The 19,227-nt window shown below is 57.4% G+C and carries 13 protein-coding genes; 9 read left to right on the top strand and 4 right to left on the bottom strand.

The genetic code is table 11. The features are described 5' to 3' along the window. Positions 1 to 265 precede the first annotated feature (265 nt). The gene (gene barA / locus N7V53_RS06085; protein WP_279792661.1) at positions 266 to 3,040 is read right to left on the bottom strand and encodes a two-component sensor histidine kinase BarA; all 2,775 of its coding nucleotides are present in this window, start codon (positions 3,038 to 3,040) and stop codon (positions 266 to 268) included. Positions 3,041 to 3,097: 57 nt separating this feature from the next. Between barA and rlmD the strand changes: the two genes are divergently transcribed. The 5 genes from rlmD to eno all read left to right on the top strand — a co-directional run bounded on the left by rlmD (position 3,098) and on the right by eno (position 10,908). Next, positions 3,098 to 4,399 (top strand): 23S rRNA (uracil(1939)-C(5))-methyltransferase RlmD, encoded by a 1,302-nt coding sequence (gene rlmD / locus N7V53_RS06080; protein WP_279792740.1) that lies wholly within the window; start codon positions 3,098 to 3,100, stop codon positions 4,397 to 4,399. A 52-nt stretch (positions 4,400 to 4,451) separates the two neighbouring features. After that, on the top strand, positions 4,452 to 6,689 hold the full coding sequence (relA, locus tag N7V53_RS06075) for a GTP diphosphokinase (protein ID WP_023479480.1): 2,238 nt from the start codon (positions 4,452 to 4,454) through the stop codon (positions 6,687 to 6,689). 61 nt (positions 6,690 to 6,750) lie between these two features. Continuing rightward, a complete protein-coding gene (mazG, locus tag N7V53_RS06070; protein ID WP_042717641.1) occupies positions 6,751 to 7,542 on the top strand; it encodes a nucleoside triphosphate pyrophosphohydrolase in 792 nt (263 codons plus the stop codon). A gap of 352 nt (positions 7,543 to 7,894) precedes the next feature. Continuing rightward, on the top strand, positions 7,895 to 9,532 hold the full coding sequence (gene pyrG, locus N7V53_RS06065; protein WP_023479487.1) for a CTP synthase (glutamine hydrolyzing): 1,638 nt from the start codon (positions 7,895 to 7,897) through the stop codon (positions 9,530 to 9,532). Between the two features lie 77 nt (positions 9,533 to 9,609). After that, on the top strand, positions 9,610 to 10,908 hold the full coding sequence (eno, locus tag N7V53_RS06060; protein WP_023479467.1) for a phosphopyruvate hydratase: 1,299 nt from the start codon (positions 9,610 to 9,612) through the stop codon (positions 10,906 to 10,908). 51 nt (positions 10,909 to 10,959) lie between these two features. On the opposite strand, the gene N7V53_RS06055 is transcribed toward eno, so the two are convergent. After that, positions 10,960 to 12,069, bottom strand: coding sequence for an SDR family oxidoreductase (locus N7V53_RS06055; protein ID WP_076769426.1), 1,110 nt, complete (start codon positions 12,067 to 12,069; stop codon positions 10,960 to 10,962). A 395-nt stretch (positions 12,070 to 12,464) separates the two neighbouring features. On the opposite strand from N7V53_RS06055, the gene N7V53_RS06050 reads away from it, so the two are divergent. Then, entirely contained in the window at positions 12,465 to 13,154 is a 690-nt protein-coding gene (locus N7V53_RS06050) for an N-acetylmannosamine-6-phosphate 2-epimerase (RefSeq protein ID WP_279792655.1), read from the top strand. Here the strand turns inward: N7V53_RS06050 and N7V53_RS06045 are convergent. Then, the gene (locus tag N7V53_RS06045; RefSeq protein ID WP_279792653.1) at positions 13,140 to 14,081 is read right to left on the bottom strand and encodes a TPM domain-containing protein; all 942 of its coding nucleotides are present in this window, start codon (positions 14,079 to 14,081) and stop codon (positions 13,140 to 13,142) included. The genes N7V53_RS06050 and N7V53_RS06045 overlap by 15 nt on opposite strands. Positions 14,082 to 14,264: 183 nt before the next feature. Here N7V53_RS06045 and queE point away from each other — a divergent pair, with 183 nt between their 5' ends. Then, on the top strand, positions 14,265 to 14,936 hold the full coding sequence (gene queE, locus N7V53_RS06040; protein WP_124969612.1) for a 7-carboxy-7-deazaguanine synthase QueE: 672 nt from the start codon (positions 14,265 to 14,267) through the stop codon (positions 14,934 to 14,936). A 46-nt stretch (positions 14,937 to 14,982) separates the two neighbouring features. On the opposite strand, the gene queD is transcribed toward queE, so the two are convergent. Continuing rightward, positions 14,983 to 15,342, bottom strand: a complete 360-nt coding sequence (gene queD, locus N7V53_RS06035; RefSeq protein WP_023479478.1) for a 6-carboxytetrahydropterin synthase QueD — start codon at positions 15,340 to 15,342, stop codon at positions 14,983 to 14,985. Between the two features lie 304 nt (positions 15,343 to 15,646). Here queD and cysJ point away from each other — a divergent pair, with 304 nt between their 5' ends. Together cysJ and cysI are read left to right on the top strand one after the other, a co-directional pair. Next, positions 15,647 to 17,455: an NADPH-dependent assimilatory sulfite reductase flavoprotein subunit gene (gene cysJ, locus N7V53_RS06030; RefSeq protein WP_279792650.1), complete on the top strand. Its 1,809-nt coding sequence runs from the start codon at positions 15,647 to 15,649 to the stop codon at positions 17,453 to 17,455. After that, a complete protein-coding gene (cysI, locus tag N7V53_RS06025; protein WP_279792648.1) occupies positions 17,455 to 19,167 on the top strand; it encodes an assimilatory sulfite reductase (NADPH) hemoprotein subunit in 1,713 nt (570 codons plus the stop codon). The genes cysJ and cysI overlap by 1 nt, the downstream gene beginning before the upstream one ends. Positions 19,168 to 19,227: the final 60 nt, after the last annotated feature.

Genomic DNA, 19,227 nt, shown 5'->3' with positions numbered 1-19,227 from the left:
GGCCTACGGGTGCGATATGCCGGGGGTTTTGGGTTTGCCGGATGGCGGCTACGCCTTATCCGGCCTACGGGTGCGATATGCCGGGGGTTTTGGGTTTGCCGGATGGCGGCTGCGCCTTATCCGGCCTACGGGTGCCATATGCCTGCGGTTTTGGTTTTGGTTTTGCCGGATGGTGGCTATGCCTTATCCGGCCTACGGTCACGAAGCTGCTGAAACCGCGTAGGCCGGATAAGCGTTTACGCGCCATCCGGCAATGGGATCGCGCTTAACCAATCAACCGGTGCGCTTCGCGCGCTACGTTATCCATCTCGTCGAGCAATTCGAGAAGCTCCGGCTCCAGATCTTCGGCACGCACGCCGCTGCGCAGCTGGTGCTCAAGCAAATGACAGAGCTTTTTCAGGCGTGGTACGCCGCTATAACCGCAGCTGCCGTGCAATTTATGGATCCCCTCCGCCAGCCCGGCGGGCGCTTCACCGACTAACTGCTCTTCAACCATATTGCGGATCTCCGGCAGGAACTCGACCAGCATATGCAGCATATCGCGCGCTAAATCCGATTTCCCCGCCGCCTGACGCAGCGCTAACTGCCAGTCGAGCGTCGTTTCATCATCCACGGTAATAACCGGCGGCGTCTGATCCGCTTCCGGCTCCAGCGGCGTCAGCCATGCGCCGACGCTGTGGCCGGGCTTGTAGCGCAGCAGCAGGTTACGCAGCTTCTCCTCCTCAATCGGCTTCGCCAGGTAGTCATTCATCCCGGCGCTAAGCAGCTTCTCTTTCTGCCCGGCCATCGCATGGGCGGTGACGGCGACCACCGGCGTCTGCTGCTGGTGCGGCAGCTGGCGAATCAATTCGCAGGCGCGAATCCCGTCCATCTCCGGCATCTGAATATCCATCAGCACCAGATCGAACTGCATCTGCTTCGCCCGCTCAAGAGCCTGCTGGCCACTTTCGCACAGCTCCACCTGCTGAACCTGATCCTCAAGCAGCGCGCCAATCAGCTTCAGGTTGGCGGGGTTATCATCCACCGCCATCACCGACATCGGCAATTTGCTCTCATCCGGCGCGGGCAGTTCCGCCAGCCGTGTGATGCGGCAATATTCGGTTAACGCAGGCAGCAGGCGCGTCGAGGTGAGCGGTTTAAGCAGACAGGCCGCCGCGCCATCTTGTTTAAGCGATTCGGCGTCAACCTGCGCATGGCACGGCAGCGCCAGCAACAGGTAGTCAGTCATTGCCGCGGCACGCGCCAGGCGGTCATGCTGCATACTCAGCGGCTCGCGCACGGTCACCGGGATCGCCATCAACAGCATGTCGTAGTGTGCCTGCGGCAGCGCGGAAAACGACGGGCTGTAGATCACCTCAAGTGGCGTTTCGCTCAGCACATCGAGCGTACACTGCGCCGCCGTCGCATTTGGCTCCACGTAGGCCAGGCGTTTGCCGACCAGACAGCGGGTCGGCTGCATCTCGCTGATAGCGTTCGGGTTAAGATCGAGATTGATATGGAACCAGAAAGTCGAACCGCGATTGGGCTGGCTGTGGAAGGAGATATCGCCGCCCATCTCATTGACCAGCCGCTGAGTGATCACCAGCCCCAGCCCGGTGCCGCCGTGGCGACGCGAAATACTGGCGTCCGCCTGACGAAACGCCTGGAAGAGCCGCGACTGATCGCGTTCTGGAATGCCGATGCCGGTATCGCGGATCTGCATCTCCACCTGCACTTTGTTATTGCTGATGGCGCGCTTCTCCACCACCACGTCGATATTGCCGTTTTCCGTAAACTTGATCGCATTGCCGACCAGATTGGTGATTACCTGCTGCAGGCGCAGCGGATCGCCAATCACGTTATCCGGCACATCGTTTTTGATGCTCAGCGTCAGCTCCAGCCCCTTATCGTGGGCCGAATGCGCCAGCAGCGTCACCACCTCATCCAGCGTGCTGCGCAGCGGGAAGGGGATACTCTCCAGGATCAGCTTGCCCGCTTCCAGCTTGGAGAAGTCGAGTACGTCATTGATGATCGCCAGCAGGTTATTGGCTGAGCGCTCAATGGTCAGCAGATGGTCACGCTGGGTAGGATTCAGTTCCGATTTCAGCGTCAGGCGGGTAAAGCCAATCACGCCATTAAGCGGCGTCCGCAGCTCGTGGGACATATTGGCGAGAAACTCGGATTTGATACGCGCCGCTTCCTGGGCGCGCTTTTTCGCCAGATCCAGTTCAACGTTCTGGATCTCCATCTGCTCCAGCGTTTCGCGCAGATCGGAGGTGGACTGGTCGATATTGTGCTGCATCTCTTCGTGATAGGCCGCCAGCGACATCGCCATCGAGTTGATGCCGTTTTTCAGCATATCCAGTTCGCCAAGCATAAAGCCTTCGACGCGGCTATCGAGCTGGCCGCGGCGAATGCGGTCGACGGTATTGACCATATTGCGAATGGGGCTGGTGACATCGCGCATCAGCCGCCAGCCGAAAATCAGCGCGATGCCGATACAGAAGAGGATCATCAGGCTGGAGATAAAGATCTCTTTGTACTGCTGCAAACGCACCGATTTGAGATCCAGCTCCAGCGCCACATAGCCGAGCAGATTGCCGGTGATTTTATCCGCCGGCAGCGAGGAGCTGGCGGGCGCAAACCCTTCGGTGAGGATCGGCGTGCGCAGGATCATCACATCGCCGCGCCGGGTGACGCTCAGCTTGCGCGGGAAGGGTTGATTGGCGGGCAGCTTGAGGGAATCGCCCTCGAGTTGCAGGTTCGACGAGACGAAGAGCGCGTTCTTATTGTCGTAGATCGAGATGGCCCGCACGATATCGGAGTGGCGGCGGTGCAGGACGCTAATCAGCTGGCCGATGGCGTCTTTATCCTGCAACGTCATGCTGTATTCGCTGGAGACCGCCAGCGGCTCAATAATGCTGGCACCGGCGTCTTCCAGTTGACGCTGCAAATCGTTATAGCGATGGACGACAAAAAAGACGCTGAGCAGCACACCGATAAGTACGGTGGGCGCCAGAATCAGAATCATCATGCGTGCGCGCAAGCTGTAGTTGGTCATGGAATTCCGTTATGGGAGAATGGGGCCATGGATCAGTAATTGAGATTTTTCACCGCAATGGCGCAATTCTACTCTGCAAAACGACGAGTGACGACTCGTCAAAAAATAACCGTAACAGTAAACGACCTTGACCCGTTTGGGCAGGGGGTGGCGCGTCATAATGGTAAAGCGCTGTTTATTGCCGGTTTGTTACCCGCAGAGACGGCGGAAATTATCCTCAAAGAGGATAAACGCCAGTTTGCCCGCGGCGAAGTGAGCCGTCGGCTGAACGACAGCCCGGAGCGCGTAGCGCCGCGCTGCCCGCACTTTGGCGTCTGCGGCGGCTGCCAGCAGCAGCATGCCAGCGTTGAGCTGCAACAGCGCAGCAAACGCGCCGCGCTGGCACGCCTGATGAAGCAGGATGTCGACGATGTGATCGCCGGTGAGCCGTGGGGTTACCGCCGCCGCGCGCGCTTAAGCCTGAGCTGGCAGCCGAAAGCGCAGCGTCTGGAGATGGGTTTTCGCAAAGCGGGCGACAGCGATATCGTCAATGTCACACAATGCCCGGTGCTGGTGCCCCGTCTTGAGGCACTGCTCACACCGCTGCGCGACTGCCTGGCGGAATTAAGCGGCGCTCGCCAGCTTGGGCATGTCGAGCTGGTCGACGCGGATAATGGCCCGCTGATGGTGCTGCGCCATACGGCACCGTTAAACGCCGCCGACAGAGCAAAACTGGAACGCTTTTCGCATTCCCATCATCTGGCGCTTTATCTCGCGCCACAAAGCGATATTGTTGAGCAGATCACTGGTCAGACTCCCTGCTACGCTTCTGACGGGCTACCCTTACACTTCAGCCCGCGGGATTTTATCCAGGTCAATGATGGCGTAAATCAGCAGATGGTCGCCCGTGCGCTGGAGTGGCTTGATGTGCAGCCGCAGGACCGCATTCTCGATCTCTTCTGTGGGATGGGGAACTTCACGCTGCCGCTGGCGAAACGCGCGGCGGAAGTGGTTGGCGTGGAGGGTGTTGCCGAACTGGTGGCGAAAGGGCAGGAGAACGCGCAACAGAATGGTTTGCACAATGTGACATTCTTTCACGAAAATCTGGAGGAAGATGTTACAAAACAGCCGTGGGCGAGCCGGGGGTTTGACAAAGTTTTACTCGACCCTGCGCGCGCGGGCGCGGCGGGTGTCATGCAGCATATTATAAAATTGTCGCCGGGCCGGGTGGTCTACGTCTCCTGTAATCCCGCCACGCTTGCGCGCGACAGTGAAGCGCTGCTGAGTGCGGGATACCAGATTGAGCGGCTGGCGATGCTGGACATGTTCCCGCACACTGGCCACCTGGAATCGATGGTGTTGTTTGTGAAACACAAATGATTAATTTCGGCTTGCCGAATTCGGCAGGCCCGGTCCCTGAAAGGAGAGGACAATGGTTGCGGTACGCAGTGCGCATTTGAACAAAGCGGGTGAATTCGATCCGGCCAAATGGATCGCCAGTCTGGGCATTACCAGTCAGCCGTCGTGTGAACGCTTAACCGAAACCTGGGCTTATTGTCTGCGTCAAACTCAAGGGCATCCGCAGGCGGAGATCCTGCTTTCACGCGGTATCGAGATGGTGGAGATCCTCTCGATGCTGAGTATGGACACCGACACGCTGCGCGCTGCGCTGCTCTTCCCGCTCGCCGATGCGGAAGTGGTCAGCGAAGAGGTGCTGCGCGAAAATGTCGGCGCGGCGGTGGTTGAGCTGATCCACGGCGTGCGCGACATGGCCGCCATCCGCCAGTTAAAAGCGACTCATACCGATTCCGTCTCCTCCGAACAGGTGGATAACGTCCGCCGCATGCTGCTGGCGATGGTGGATGATTTCCGCTGCGTAGTCATCAAGCTTGCTGAACGTATCGCCCATCTGCGCGAAGTGAAAGATGCGCCGGAAGACGAGCGCGTGCTGGCGGCGAAAGAGTGTACCAACATCTATGCGCCACTGGCGAACCGCTTAGGTATCGGCCAGCTGAAGTGGGAGCTGGAGGATTACTGCTTCCGCTACCTGCACCCGGAAGAGTACAAACGCATCGCTAAGCTGCTGCACGAGCGCCGTATCGATCGCGAACACTACATTGATGAGTTTGTTGGCCACCTGCGCGCCGAGATGAAGACCGAAGGCGTCAAAGCCGAAGTCTATGGCCGCCCGAAACATATCTACAGCATCTGGCGCAAGATGCAGAAAAAGCATCTCGCGTTCGACGAACTGTTTGATGTCCGCGCCGTGCGCATCGTCGCTGAACGGTTGCAGGACTGCTACGCCGCGCTGGGGATTGTGCATACCCACTACCGCCACCTGCCGGATGAGTTTGATGACTATGTCGCCAACCCGAAACCGAACGGTTACCAGTCCATCCATACGGTGGTGCTCGGGCCGGGCGGTAAAACCGTTGAGATCCAGATCCGTACCCGCCAGATGCACGAAGATGCCGAGCTGGGCGTTGCCGCGCACTGGAAGTACAAAGAGGGCACCGCGACGGCGACCGGCGCGCGTTCCGCCCATGAAGATCGCATTGCCTGGCTGCGTAAGCTGATTGCCTGGCAGGAAGAGATGGCGGACTCCGGCGAGATGCTCGACGAAGTGCGCAGCCAGGTCTTCGACGACCGGGTCTACGTCTTTACGCCAAAAGGCGATGTGGTGGATCTGCCCGCTGGCTCCACGCCGCTGGACTTCGCTTACCATATTCACAGCGATGTCGGTCACCGCTGCATCGGCGCGAAAATCAGCGGCCGCATCGTGCCCTTCACCTATCAGCTGCAGATGGGCGATCAGATTGAGATCATCACCCAGAAACAGCCGAACCCGAGCCGCGACTGGCTCAACCCGAACCTCGGCTATGTCACCACCAGCCGCGGGCGCTCGAAGATCCACGCCTGGTTCCGCAAGCAGGATCGCGACAAGAACATTCTTGCCGGCCGCCAGATCCTCGACGACGAGCTGGCGCACCTCGGCATCAGCCTGAAAGAGGCGGAAAAACACCTGCTGCCGCGCTACAACTTCAACGAGCTGGACGAGTTGCTGGCGGCGATTGGCGGCGGCGATATTCGCCTTAACCAGATGGTCAACTTCCTGCAGGCGCAGTTCAACAAGCCGAGCGCCGAGGAGCAGGATGCCGCTGCGCTCAAGCAGTTGCAGCAGAAGACCTACGCGCCGCAGAACCGCAGCAAAGACAACGGGCGCGTGGTAGTGGAAGGGGTTGGCAACCTGATGCACCACATTGCGCGCTGCTGCCAGCCGATCCCGGGCGACGAAATCGTCGGCTTTATCACCCAGGGGCGCGGCATCTCGATTCACCGCGCCGACTGCGATCAGCTGGAAGAGCTGCGTAACGTCGCGCCGGAGCGCATCGTGGATGCCGTCTGGGGTGAAAGCTACTCGGCGGGCTACTCGCTGGTGGTGCGCGTCACGGCGAACGATCGCAGCGGGCTGCTGCGCGATATCACCACCATTCTCGCCAACGAAAAGGTCAACGTGCTGGGCGTTGCCAGCCGTAGCGACACCCGCGAGCAGCTGGCGACTATCGATATGAATATCGAAATCTACAACCTGCAGGTGCTGGGCCGCGTGCTTGGCAAACTGAATCAGGTGCCTGACGTTATCGACGCCCGTCGCCTGCACGGCGGCTGATCGTCTCTTCACCCGATCCTCCCATCTCCTTGGGAGGATCGCTTTTTAGCAAGGATTTTTCATGACACAAATCGATCGTCTGCTCGGGATCATGCAACGGCTGCGCGACCCGCAAACCGGCTGCCCGTGGGACAAAGAGCAGACTTACGCCACCATCGCGCCCTATACGCTGGAAGAGACTTACGAAGTGCTGGACGCCATTTCGCGCGAAGACTTCGACGATCTGCGCGGCGAGCTGGGCGATCTGCTCTTCCAGGTGGTCTTCTACGCGCAGATGGCGCAAGAAGAGGGGCGTTTTGATTTCAACGATATTTGCGCCGCCATCAGCGACAAGCTGGAGCGCCGCCATCCGCATATCTTTGGCGACGCGCAGGCGGGCAATAGTGCCGAAGTGCTTGAGCGCTGGGAGCAGATCAAAACCGCCGAGCGGGCAGAGAAAGCGCAGCACTCGGCGCTGGATGATATTCCCCACAGCCTACCGGCGCTGATGCGCGCCCACAAAATCCAGAAGCGCTGCTCAACCGTGGGCTTTGACTGGACCACCATCGGCCCGGTGCTCGACAAAGTGTATGAAGAGATCGACGAAGTGATGGACGAAGCCAAACAGGCGGTTGTCGACCAGGCGCGGGTAGAAGAGGAGATGGGCGATCTGCTTTTCGCGACGGTTAATCTTTCCCGCCATCTGGGCGTTAAAGCGGAAGTGGCGCTGCAAAAAGCGAACCTCAAATTTGAGCGCCGCTTCCGCGAAGTTGAAAGGCTGGTTCAGGAGCGCGGCCTGGAAATGACCGGCGTAGATCTGGAAACAATGGAAACTATCTGGCAGCAGGTAAAGCGCCAGGAACATGATCTTTAAGGCATTTGTGGTAACAAGCGCGATTTGTGTGATTTTTTAAATAGCAAGCGCTTGATTTGCGTCAAAAACATTTGCTGGAAAGGGGCTATTTTCACACTCATTACGTTTGTTGAAACGTTTCCGCTAACGCCGCTTCGGCTTATCCTTAGGGCTTCCGGGCGGCAACAGCACGAATCAGTAAACGTTCAGAATTGTTGTACAAGCGGCGTCAGCCAAGAGAGCTAACGCTAATGCGGCCTGAAGAGAGAAGGGGAGGGGGAATGAAAGTTTGTGGCGCAACTCATCATCCGGTATACTGCTTTCCCGTCCTGGTTATTCCACCGTCTTTTAAACCTAACTTCTCAGGTTCAGCATGACAACGAACTATATTTTTGTGACCGGCGGGGTCGTATCCTCTCTGGGTAAAGGCATTGCCGCAGCCTCCCTGGCAGCTATTCTTGAAGCCCGTGGCCTCAAGGTCACCATGATGAAACTGGATCCGTACATCAACGTCGATCCGGGCACAATGAGCCCTATCCAGCATGGTGAAGTGTTCGTTACCGAAGATGGCGCAGAAACCGATCTTGATTTGGGTCACTACGAGCGTTTCATCCGCACCAAGATGACCCGTCGCAACAACTTCACCACCGGCCGTATCTACTCCGAGGTGCTGCGTAAAGAGCGCCGCGGCGACTATCTCGGTGCGACCGTGCAGGTTATCCCCCATATCACCAACGCCATCAAAGAGCGCATTATTGCCGGCGGCGAAGGCCACGACGTTGCGCTGGTTGAGATCGGCGGTACTGTCGGTGATATCGAATCCCTGCCATTCCTCGAAGCGATCCGCCAGATGGCGGTAGAAGTGGGCCGCGAGCGCACTCTCTACATGCATCTGACGCTGGTGCCATACATGGCCGCTTCCGGTGAAGTGAAAACCAAGCCGACTCAGCACTCTGTGAAAGAGCTGCTCTCCATCGGTATTCAGCCAGATATCCTGATTTGCCGCTCCGATCGCGCCGTTCCGGCCAACGAAAGAGCCAAAATTGCTTTGTTCTGTAACGTTCCAGAAAAAGCAGTGATTTCTCTGAAAGATGTCGATTCCATTTATAAAATCCCGGGCCTGTTGAAATCGCAGGGGCTGGACGATTATATTTGTAAACGATTCAGCTTAGACTGCCCGGAAGCGAATCTCGCCGAATGGGAGCAGGTGATTTACCAGGAAGCGAATCCGTCAGGTGAAGTCACGATTGGTATGGTCGGCAAGTACATTGAGCTGCCGGATGCCTATAAATCGGTGATTGAAGCGCTGAAACATGGTGGTCTGAAAAACCGCGTAACCGTCAACATCAAGCTGATTGATTCGCAGGATGTTGAGACGCGCGGCGTTGAGATCCTCAAAGGCCTCGATGCCATTCTGATCCCGGGCGGCTTCGGCTACCGCGGCGTAGAAGGCAAGATCGCCACCGCGCGTTTTGCGCGTGAAAACAATATTCCTTACCTCGGCATCTGCCTGGGTATGCAGGTTGCGTTGATTGAGTATGCGCGCCACGTTGTCGGGATGGAGAACGCCAACTCCACGGAATTTGTGCCAGACTGTAAGTACCCGGTTGTGGCGCTGATCACCGAGTGGCGTGACGAAGAGGGCAACGTTGAGCAGCGTTCTGAGAAGAGCGATCTCGGCGGCACCATGCGCCTTGGCGCGCAGCAGTGCCAGCTTAGCGATGAGAGCCTGGTTCGCCAGCTGTATGGCTCAGAAACGATTGTTGAGCGCCATCGCCATCGCTACGAAGTCAACAATATGCTGTTGAAACAGATTGAAGCTGCGGGCCTGCGCGTTGCGGGCCGTTCCGGGGATGATCAGTTGGTCGAGATCATCGAAGTGCCGAACCATCCGTGGTTTGTCGCTTGCCAGTTCCACCCGGAGTTTACTTCTACGCCGCGTGACGGACATCCGCTGTTTGCCGGCTTTGTGAAAGCCGCCAGCGAGTATCAAAAGCGCCAGGCGAAGTAAAATATACAAAGACAGTGCACCCCGACGGGTGCATTGTTGTCTGGAGTTTTAGTTTAACTTGTACTGAGGAAAACCTAATGTCCAAAATCGTTAAAGTCATCGGTCGTGAAATCATCGACTCCCGTGGTAACCCGACTGTTGAAGCAGAAGTTCACCTGGAAGGTGGTTTCGTTGGTCTGGCTGCCGCTCCGTCAGGTGCTTCCACTGGTTCCCGCGAAGCGCTGGAACTGCGCGATGGCGACAAATCCCGTTTCCTGGGTAAAGGCGTAACCAAAGCAGTTGGCGCAGTTAACGGCCCGATTGCTCAGGCGCTGCTTGGCAAAGATGCCAAAGACCAGGCTGGCATCGATAAGATCATGATCGATCTGGACGGTACTGAGAACAAATCTAACTTCGGCGCCAACGCTATCCTCGCGGTCTCCCTGGCTGCTGCGAAAGCTGCTGCTGCCTCTAAAGGCCAGCCGCTGTACGAGCACATCGCTGAACTGAACGGCACCCCGGGCAAATACTCCATGCCGGTTCCGATGATGAACATCATCAACGGCGGCGAGCACGCTGACAACAACGTCGACATCCAGGAATTCATGATCCAGCCGGTTGGCGCTTCCAGCGTTAAAGAAGCGATCCGCATGGGTTCTGAAGTGTTCCATCACCTGGCGAAAGTGCTGAAGTCTAAAGGCATGAACACCGCTGTGGGTGACGAAGGTGGCTACGCGCCGAACCTGGGTTCCAACGCCGAAGCGCTGGCTGTTATCGCTGAAGCGGTAAAAGCAGCAGGCTACGAACTGGGCAAAGACATCACCCTGGCGATGGACTGCGCAGCATCTGAATTCTACAAAGACGGCAAATATGTGCTGGCTGGCGAAGGCAACAAAGCCTTCTCTTCTGAAGAGTTCACTCACTTCCTGGAAGAGCTGACCAAACAGTACCCGATCGTCTCCATCGAAGATGGCCTGGACGAATCTGACTGGGACGGCTTTGCATACCAGACCAAAGTGCTGGGCGACAAAATCCAGCTGGTGGGCGACGACCTGTTCGTAACCAACACCAAGATCCTCAAAGAAGGTATCGACAAAGGTATCGCTAACTCCATCCTGATCAAATTCAACCAGATCGGTTCTCTGACCGAAACTCTGGCTGCAATCAAGATGGCGAAAGATGCGGGCTACACTGCCGTTATCTCTCACCGCTCTGGCGAAACTGAAGACGCAACCATCGCTGACCTGGCGGTAGGTACTGCGGCTGGCCAGATCAAAACCGGTTCCATGAGCCGTTCTGACCGCGTTGCTAAGTACAACCAGCTGATTCGTATCGAAGAAGCGCTGGGCGAAAAAGCACCGTACAACGGTCGTAAAGAGATCAAAGGCCAGGCATAATCCCTGCGCTTTTGTCTTAGAGAAATGCCAGTCGAATGACTGGCATTTTTTTTACTTAAAATCGACTTCCATCTGCTGCGGAATCGTCAAACCACGCGTCGTCTGCACACAGCGGGCGATATAGTCGGTAAAGCGCGGCGGCTTAGGCATGCCGAGGCTCAGCAGCTTATCATTACTGAAACGCACGTTAAGCGTGGCGAAGGCACCATATAACCGCATCGCTTTCAGCATCAGCCGCTCATTGCACGGCCCGAAGATATCCTTCAGCTCGCGGCGCATCTTCACCAGCGTTTCATAGCTCACCTGCGCGTAGTTATCGGCAATCGGAGCTTTCTCCAGCGCCTGCGCCATCGCACTGTCGATATCCGCAAAGCGCACGCTGTTCTCCTCCCCGGCAGAGATATGCACCACTTCCCCGTGCGCCATCTCTTTTTCCAGCAGCATCAGCAGGGCATCAGCACAGTAATCAACCGGGATCACATCTACGCGATCCTCCAGCGAGCACATAAATTTTTGCAGCATCAGCCCCATACTGAAGACCCAGAAAATACTGGTCGACGGCTGGCAGCCGTGGCATGTGTGTCCAACCACAATAGAGGGACGGGCGATAACCAGTGGCAGCTGCGGGCAGTGCTGGCGCATCAGCTGTTCAATGGTCGATTTGGAGTGGGTATACGCCACAAGGTGCTCCGCGTTTTCACGGAACTCTGCGCTCTCCGCCACCAGCGAATCCGGCTCCGGAGTACAGGACATCGCCGTGCCAACATGCAGGAAGCGCTGCAAACCCGTTACCTGCGCCATCCGGCGCGCGAAGGCGAGGGTACCTTCCACGTTCACTTTCCAGATCAGAGGATTGCTGCCAAATGAGGCCACTGCCGCGCAGTTGACTACATGGGTGACCTGCTCAAGGCGCGGATCGTCGAGAAAGCTCTCCGGCTCGCCCAAATCACCGCAGAGGATCTGCCCGGCGGTGAGGGCGGCAAGCTGCGCCTCGCTGAGATTAAATTTGCGCATATTCGTGACAATGCGTGCCAGCCCGGTTTCGCGATCGGCGGCGCGCACCAGCAACAGTAAATTGACCTTTTCATTACGCTGCAGGATTTTTTCTAATACTGCTCCGCCCAGAAAACCCGTTGCGCCCGTTATTAATAGTGTGGTCATGCGTGCTATCCCATTATGGTTGAATGGGCGGATTGTAGGAGCAGAAAAGTAAACGCCAGATAAATAAACGCACGGCGTGAAAAAGCAAAAATTAAGCTTAATTTAAGGAAAGTCTCACGGGGGATTTTTATAGGACAGCGAAGCCGGGGAAAAAATCCGGGCAAGATAAATAAATTATCTATATTCCTGATTTTATTTATTTTTAATTATCTTTCATCAGCCTGAAATAAAAGCGTAAATTATTTCCATATGTAAAATAAATAATCTCTGCTTACATCCTTTTTCCCCTTTTAAAAAGCAGATTAGACGATTCGCATGCGCTAATAACGGGCAGGCACTTTCGCTTTTAACGACAATAATAAACATAACATTAAAAAGTCAGAGGGAGTCCGACGATGTTAGAGCAAATCAAAGGCAAGCTGGTGGTCTCGTGCCAGGCGCTGGAAAATGAGCCGCTACATAGCCCGTTTATTATGGCGAGGATGGCGCTGGCGGCCGCCGAGGGTGGAGCATCGGGAATTAGGGCTAACAGCGTGGCGGATATTGAGGCCATCAGGCAGCAGGTCGCGCTGCCGGTGATTGGCCTTATCAAGCGCGACTACCCCGACAGCGAGGTGTTTATCACTCCCACGCTGCGCGAAGTGAATGAACTGATGCCTGCCGCGCCAGAGATGATTGCGCTTGATGCCACCCAGCGCCCGCGCCCCGGCGGCGAGACCCTCGCACAGCTGGTCGCCGGGATCCGCGCCCGCTGGCCCGCACTGTTATTAATGGCGGATATCGCAAGCGTTGAAGAGGCAGTGATAGCAGAGCAGGTCGGTTTCGACTGCGTCGGCACCACGCTCTACGGTTATACGCCGCAGACAAAAGGCCATACGCTGCCGGAGAGTGACTTTGCCCTGCTCAAAGCCGTGCTCGCAGCCGTTGCCATTCCGGTCATTGCCGAAGGGAATGTTGATACCCCCGCGCGCGCGGCGCGCTGCCTGGCGCTCGGTGCCCATGCGGTGGTAGTGGGCGGTGCGATTACCCGCCCGCAGCAGATCACGCGCCGTTTTACCGACGCAATAAGTTCACCAGCTGTCTGACGAGCCGCCGCCGTCGCTGGAGCCGCCGTCACCGGAGCTTGAGCTATCACTGCTGCTGTGGCTGCCGCTATCACCGCCCGAATGGTGGTGAAGATGGCTGGTGCTGGTCGAGGTCCAGGTGGCGCTGTCATCGCGCACCGTGCCGCCGCCGACAGCCATCAAGCGCTGCGGGTAGAGCCACAGGAAGAACAATCCGGAAAAGATGCTGATAAAAGGGATAGAGAAGCTGAGCCAGACAAAAGGCATTACCCAGGAGACAAACTCAGAGGTGATGGCGAGTGCCGGGGTCAGCAACAGAGAGCCAAAAAAGATCACCCGCACCGTTCTCTTTTTACGCTTGAGGATCAGTAAAAAGAGGCCGACGGCGAGAAAGGGCAACCCTTGCCAGTAAGAGAAGTTAACCAGCTTTCCGCGCACCCACGCCCACGAGGCGGAGGCGGGCGACGGCAGCGGTTGCCCACTCAGCAGCGCATCAATCCCTTCCAGCCCGTGCTGTAAGCCGGAGAGCAGATCCCCCTCCCTGAAGTAGGGCAGCATCTGCTCTTTGATCACCTGGCTTGCCAGCGCATCGCTGATGGTGGTTTCAAGACCGCGGCCGACCTCCACGCGCACCCGGCGATCTTGCCATGCCACAAGGATCAGCACGCCGTCATTGCGCTGCGCACTGCCGAGCCGCCACTCATTAAAGGTTTGCGTGGCAAACGTTTCGAGGTTCTCTCCCTCAAGGGAGGGCAACACCAGCACGGCGACCTGCGCGCCGGTTCGCCTGTTAATCTCCGCGACCTCGCTAATAAGCGACAACTTATCCTCGGTCGCAAACAGGGCGAGCGGATCGTTGACGAAGCCGCGCATCGACGGCACCGGGAGCGCGTGGGCCTGAAACGTCATGCTCACGAACAGCAGCAATAAAGTGACTACGCGTGCCATAAAGCAACTTCCTTGCAGGGCTGGGGGAGATTCGCCACATCATAGCGGCACTCTTTTACCGCTGACAATTCGCCATAAATGGCGTAGTAGCCGCCGGAGATGTTACGGCAAAGCGCAAATGGCACATGATCGGCGGCGGGTTATCTGCAATAATCCCTTTTTTCACTTCAATAAAGAGCCAGCATGCAGTACCCGATTAACGAGATGTTCCAGACCCTGCAAGGCGAGGGTTACTTCACCGGCGTTCCCGCCATTTTTGTTCGTTTACAGGGATGCCCGGTTGGTTGCGCCTGGTGCGACACCAAACACACCTGGGATAAGCTCGCGGATCGGGAGGTGTCGCTCTACAGCATTCTTGCCAAGACCAAAGAGAGCGACAAGTGGGGGGCGGCCAGCAGCGAAGATCTGCTCGCCATTATTGAGCGCCAGGGCTGGACGGCGCGCCACGTGGTGATCACCGGCGGCGAACCCTGCATCCACGACCTTATCCCGCTCACCGCGCTGCTTGAGAAGCACGGCTTTAGCTGCCAGATCGAAACCAGCGGCACCCACGAAGTACGTACCTCCCACTCCACCTGGGTGACGGTTTCGCCGAAGGTGAATATGCGCGGTGGGTATGATGTGCTGCAGCAGGCGCTGGAGCGGGCCGATGAGATCAAGCACCCGGTCGGGCGCATGCGCGATATCGAAGCGCTGGATGAACTGCTGGCGCAACTGCACGATCAGAAGCAGCGGGTTATCGCCCTGCAGCCGATCAGCCAGAAAGAGGACGCCACGCGTCTGTGCATTGAAACCTGCATTGCGCGCAACTGGCGGCTGTCGATGCAGACGCACAAATATCTCAACATCGCCTGAAAAAACAAAACCCGCCAGCGGCGGGTTTGTTGTTTTACGCAGAGGATCAGCCGCGGTAGACGCATCCGGCGGTACAGGTCTCTTTCACCATCACCGCACTTAGCAGCGGCACAACCGGCTTCATCTGATCCCAAATCCATTTCGCCAGCACTTCGCTGGTCGGGTTTTCCAGCCCCGGGATCTCATTCAGATAGTAGTGATCCAGTCTGTCGTAGAGCGGTTTAAACGCCGCTTTCAGCTCGGCGAAATCCATAATCCAGCCGGTATAAGGGTCCACCTCGCCGGTGATCTCCAGGCGCACCATAAAGGAGTGGCCATGCAGGCGGCCGCACTTATGTCCCTCAGGAACATGGGGCAGGTGGTGCGCGGCTTCGAAGGTGAAATCTTTAAACAAGGTGGTCGACATAATGCACTCTCAGGCTACAAAAACCGCCGAATGGTAGCGGAAATGACCTTTTTTAGCATTAACTAAAACCGCTAAAAACGATTACCGCTGCACGCGCTTAACGAAGCAGTCGATTTATCGCTAAAATTCAGTCACTTATTCAACCTGTTTTACTGTTAACGATGATAGCTAAAACAGGTTAGTCCTTTTGGTTATTTATTATTTCCAACCTTTCTTTAATTGTTATTATCCCCGCCGTTAACCTTACTTTCTCTTCTGTTTTTCAAAACATAAAAACAGCTTTGCTACTGGAACATAACGACGCATGACAACCCAGGCCCCATCTTCCGCGTTGCTCCCGTTAAACCCGGAGCAACTGGCGCGCCTCCAGGCGGCCACCACCGATTTGACTCCCACCCAGCTCGCCTGGGTTTCCGGCTATTTCTGGGGCGTGCTCAATCAGCAGCCCGGCGCGGCGGCCGTTGCCACTGCCGCACCCGTTGCCGAAACCCCATCGATTACCCTGATCTCCGCCTCGCAGACCGGCAATGCGCGCCGCGTCGCTGAAGCGTTGCGCGACGATCTGCTGGCGGCGAAACTGAGCGTCAACCTGGTCAACGCGGGCGACTACAAATTCAAACAGATTGCCAACGAGAAACTGCTGGTGATTGTCGCCTCAACGCAGGGCGAGGGGGATGCGCCGGAAGAAGCGGTAGCACTGCATAAATTCCTCTTTTCGAAAAAAGCGCCGAAATTTACCGATACTGCCTTTGCGGTGTTTGGCCTCGGCGACAGCTCTTATGAGTTCTTCTGCCAGGCGGGGAAAGATTTCGACAGCAAGCTGGCAGAGCTGGGCGCTGAGCGTCTGCTCGATCGCGTTGATGCCGACGTTGAGTACCAGGCCGCCGCCGCCGAGTGGCGCGCGCGCGTGGTCGAAGTGCTGAAAGCCCGCGCCCCGGCCGCTACGCCTGCACAAACCGCAGCCAGCACCAGCGGCGCGGTGAATGAAGTCACCTCCAGCCCCTATACCAAAGAGGCGCCGCTTGCCGCGACCCTCTCCGTTAACCAGAAAATTACCGGCCGTAACTCGGAAAAAGATGTTCGCCATATCGAAATCGATCTTGGCGACTCTGGCCTGCGCTACCAGCCTGGCGACGCGCTCGGCGTCTGGTACCAGAACGATCCGGCACTGGTGCAAGAGCTGGTGGAGCTGCTGTGGCTGAAGGGCGACGAGCCAGTCACCGTTGACGGCAAAACCCTGCCGCTGGCTGAAGCTTTACAGTGGCATTTCGAGCTGACCGTTAACACCGCCAATATCGTTGAGAACTACGCCACTCTGACGCGCAGCGAATCGCTGCTGCCGCTGGTGGGTGATAAAGCGAAGTTGCAGCACTACGCCGCGACCACGCCTATTGTTGATATGGTGCGCTTCTCCCCGGCGCAGCTCGATGCCGATGCGCTGATTGGCCTGCTGCGCCCGCTGACGCCGCGCCTCTACTCCATCGCCTCTGCGCAGGCAGAAGTGGAGAGCGAAGTGCACGTCACCGTCGGCGTGGTGCGGTATGAGATTGAAGGCCGTCCGCGTGCCGGTGGTGCCTCAAGCTTCCTCGCCGATCGCGTGGAAGAGGAGGGGGAAGTGCGCGTCTTTATCGAGCATAACGACCACTTCCGCCTGCCGGCCAACCCGGAAACGCCGGTCATTATGATTGGCCCTGGCACCGGCATCGCGCCGTTCCGCGCCTTTATGCAACAGCGCGCCGCCGATGAAGCGCCGGGCAAAAACTGGCTCTTCTTTGGCAACCCGCACTTTACCGAGGATTTCCTCTACCAGGTGGAGTGGCAGCGCTATGTGAAAGAGGGCGTGCTGAGCCGTATCGATCTCGCCTGGTCGCGGGATCAAAAAGAGAAAATATACGTACAAGACAAACTGCGCGAACAGGGCGCAGAGCTGTGGCGCTGGATCAATGAGGGTGCCCACATTTATGTCTGCGGCGACGCCAATCGCATGGCGAAAGACGTTGAGCAGGCTTTACTGGACGTGATTGCCGAATTCGGTGGCATGGATACCGAAGCGGCGGATGAATTTTTAAGTGAGCTGCGCGTTGAGCGCCGTTATCAGCGAGATGTCTACTAATGAGCGAAAAACATCCCGGCCCTCTGGTGGTCGAAGGCAAACTGGCCGATGCCGAGCGCATGAAGCTTGAGAGTAACTATCTGCGCGGCACCATCGCCGAAGATTTAAATAACGGTCTGACCGGTGGCTTCACCGGCGACAACTTCCTGCTGATCCGTTTTCACGGCATGTACCAGCAGGATGATCGCGACATTCGCGCCGAGCGCGCCGAGCAAAAACTCGAACCGCGCCACGCAATGCTGCTGCGCTGCCGCCTGCCGGGCGGCGTTATCACCACCAAACAGTGGCAGGCGATCGATAAGTTCGCCCATGACAACACCATTTACGGCAGCATCCGTCTGACTAACCGCCAGACCTTCCAGTTTCACGGCATTCTGAAGAAGAACGTGAAGCCGGTGCACCAGATGCTGCACTCTGTCGGTCTTGATGCGCTGGCGACCGCCAACGACATGAACCGTAACGTGCTCTGCACCTCAAACCCGTTCGAATCGCAGCTGCACGCCGAAGCGTACGAGTGGGCGAAGAAGATCTCCGAGCATCTGCTGCCGCGCACCCGCGCCTATGCGGAGATCTGGCTCGATCAGGAGAAGGTCGCCACCACCGACGAAGAGCCGATCCTCGGCCAGACCTATCTGCCGCGTAAGTTCAAAACCACGGTGGTGATCCCGCCGCAGAACGATATCGATCTGCACGCCAACGACATGAACTTTGTGGCGATTGCCGAGAATGGCAAACTGGTCGGCTTTAACCTGCTGGTCGGCGGCGGGCTCTCCATTGAGCACGGTAACAAGAAAACCTACGCCCGCACGGCGAGCGAGTTTGGCTACCTGCCGCTGGAGCATACGCTGGCAGTGGCGGAAGCGGTGGTCACTACCCAGCGCGACTGGGGTAACCGTACCGATCGTAAAAATGCCAAAACCAAATACACCCTTGAGCGCGTCGGCGTTGAGACCTTCAAAGCGGAAGTGGAACGCCGCGCGGGGATCAAGTTTGAGCCGATCCGCCCGTATGAGTTTACCGGTCGCGGCGATCGCATCGGTTGGGTCAAAGGGATCGACAACAACTGGCACCTGACGCTGTTTATTGAAAACGGCCGCATCCTGGATTATCCGGGACGCCCGCTGAAAACTGGCCTGCTGGAGATCGCGAAGATCCACCAGGGCGAGTTCCGCATTACCGCCAACCAGAACCTGATTATCGCCAGCGTGCCGGAGAGCCAGAAAGCGGCGATCGAGCAGCTGGCGCGTAGCCACGGTCTGATGGATGCGGTAACGCCGCAGCGCGAAAACTCGATGGCCTGCGTCTCCTTCCCGACTTGCCCGCTGGCGATGGCGGAAGCGGAGCGTTTCCTGCCTTCCTTCGTCGATAAAGTGGAAGAGCTGATGGTGAAACATGGCGTTGGCGACGAGCATATCGTGCTGCGCGTCACCGGCTGCCCGAACGGCTGTGGCCGCGCAATGCTGGCGGAGATTGGCCTGGTGGGCAAAGCACCGGGTCGTTACAACCTGCACCTCGGCGGCAACCGCAGCGGTACGCGCATTCCGCGTATGTACCACGAAAACATTACCGAACCGGAGATCTTAGGCGAGATCGATACCCTCGTCGGGCGCTGGGCGCAGGAGCGCGAAGCGGGTGAAGGCTTCGGCGATTTCACCGTGCGCAGCGGCATTATCCGCCCGGTATTAGATCCGGCGCGCGATTTTTGGGAATAAGCGTTGCAGGCCGGATAAGGCGAAGCCGCTATCCGGCACTGAACACGCCACTCGGTAACA

It is taken from the genome of Kosakonia sp. HypNH10 (genome assembly GCF_029850615.1).
In the GTDB taxonomy this organism is placed as follows: Bacteria; Pseudomonadota; Gammaproteobacteria; order Enterobacterales; family Enterobacteriaceae; genus Kosakonia; species Kosakonia cowanii.
Note: the sequence above shows the minus strand (reverse complement) of the source record. Positions and strands in the feature narration are given on the sequence as shown.

Bases quoted from the DNA above. Each gene is read 5' to 3' on its own strand.
- queE (WP_124969612.1), top strand. From the start codon at position 14,265: ATGCAGTACCCGATTAACGAGATGTTCCAGACCCTGCAAGGCGAGGGT.
- N7V53_RS06045 (WP_279792653.1), bottom strand. From the start codon at position 14,081: ATGGCACGCGTAGTCACTTTATTGCTGCTGTTCGTGAGCATGACGTTT.
- barA (WP_279792661.1), bottom strand. From the start codon at position 3,040: ATGACCAACTACAGCTTGCGCGCACGCATGATGATTCTGATTCTGGCG.
- pyrG (WP_023479487.1), top strand. From the start codon at position 7,895: ATGACAACGAACTATATTTTTGTGACCGGCGGGGTCGTATCCTCTCTG.
- queD (WP_023479478.1), bottom strand. From the start codon at position 15,342: ATGTCGACCACCTTGTTTAAAGATTTCACCTTCGAAGCCGCGCACCAC.
- cysI (WP_279792648.1), top strand. From the start codon at position 17,455: ATGAGCGAAAAACATCCCGGCCCTCTGGTGGTCGAAGGCAAACTGGCC.
- N7V53_RS06055 (WP_076769426.1), bottom strand. From the start codon at position 12,069: ATGACCACACTATTAATAACGGGCGCAACGGGTTTTCTGGGCGGAGCA.
- eno (WP_023479467.1), top strand. From the start codon at position 9,610: ATGTCCAAAATCGTTAAAGTCATCGGTCGTGAAATCATCGACTCCCGT.
- cysJ (WP_279792650.1), top strand. From the start codon at position 15,647: ATGACAACCCAGGCCCCATCTTCCGCGTTGCTCCCGTTAAACCCGGAG.
- mazG (WP_042717641.1), top strand. From the start codon at position 6,751: ATGACACAAATCGATCGTCTGCTCGGGATCATGCAACGGCTGCGCGAC.
- rlmD (WP_279792740.1), top strand. From the start codon at position 3,098: ATGGCGCAATTCTACTCTGCAAAACGACGAGTGACGACTCGTCAAAAA.
- relA (WP_023479480.1), top strand. From the start codon at position 4,452: ATGGTTGCGGTACGCAGTGCGCATTTGAACAAAGCGGGTGAATTCGAT.
- N7V53_RS06050 (WP_279792655.1), top strand. From the start codon at position 12,465: ATGTTAGAGCAAATCAAAGGCAAGCTGGTGGTCTCGTGCCAGGCGCTG.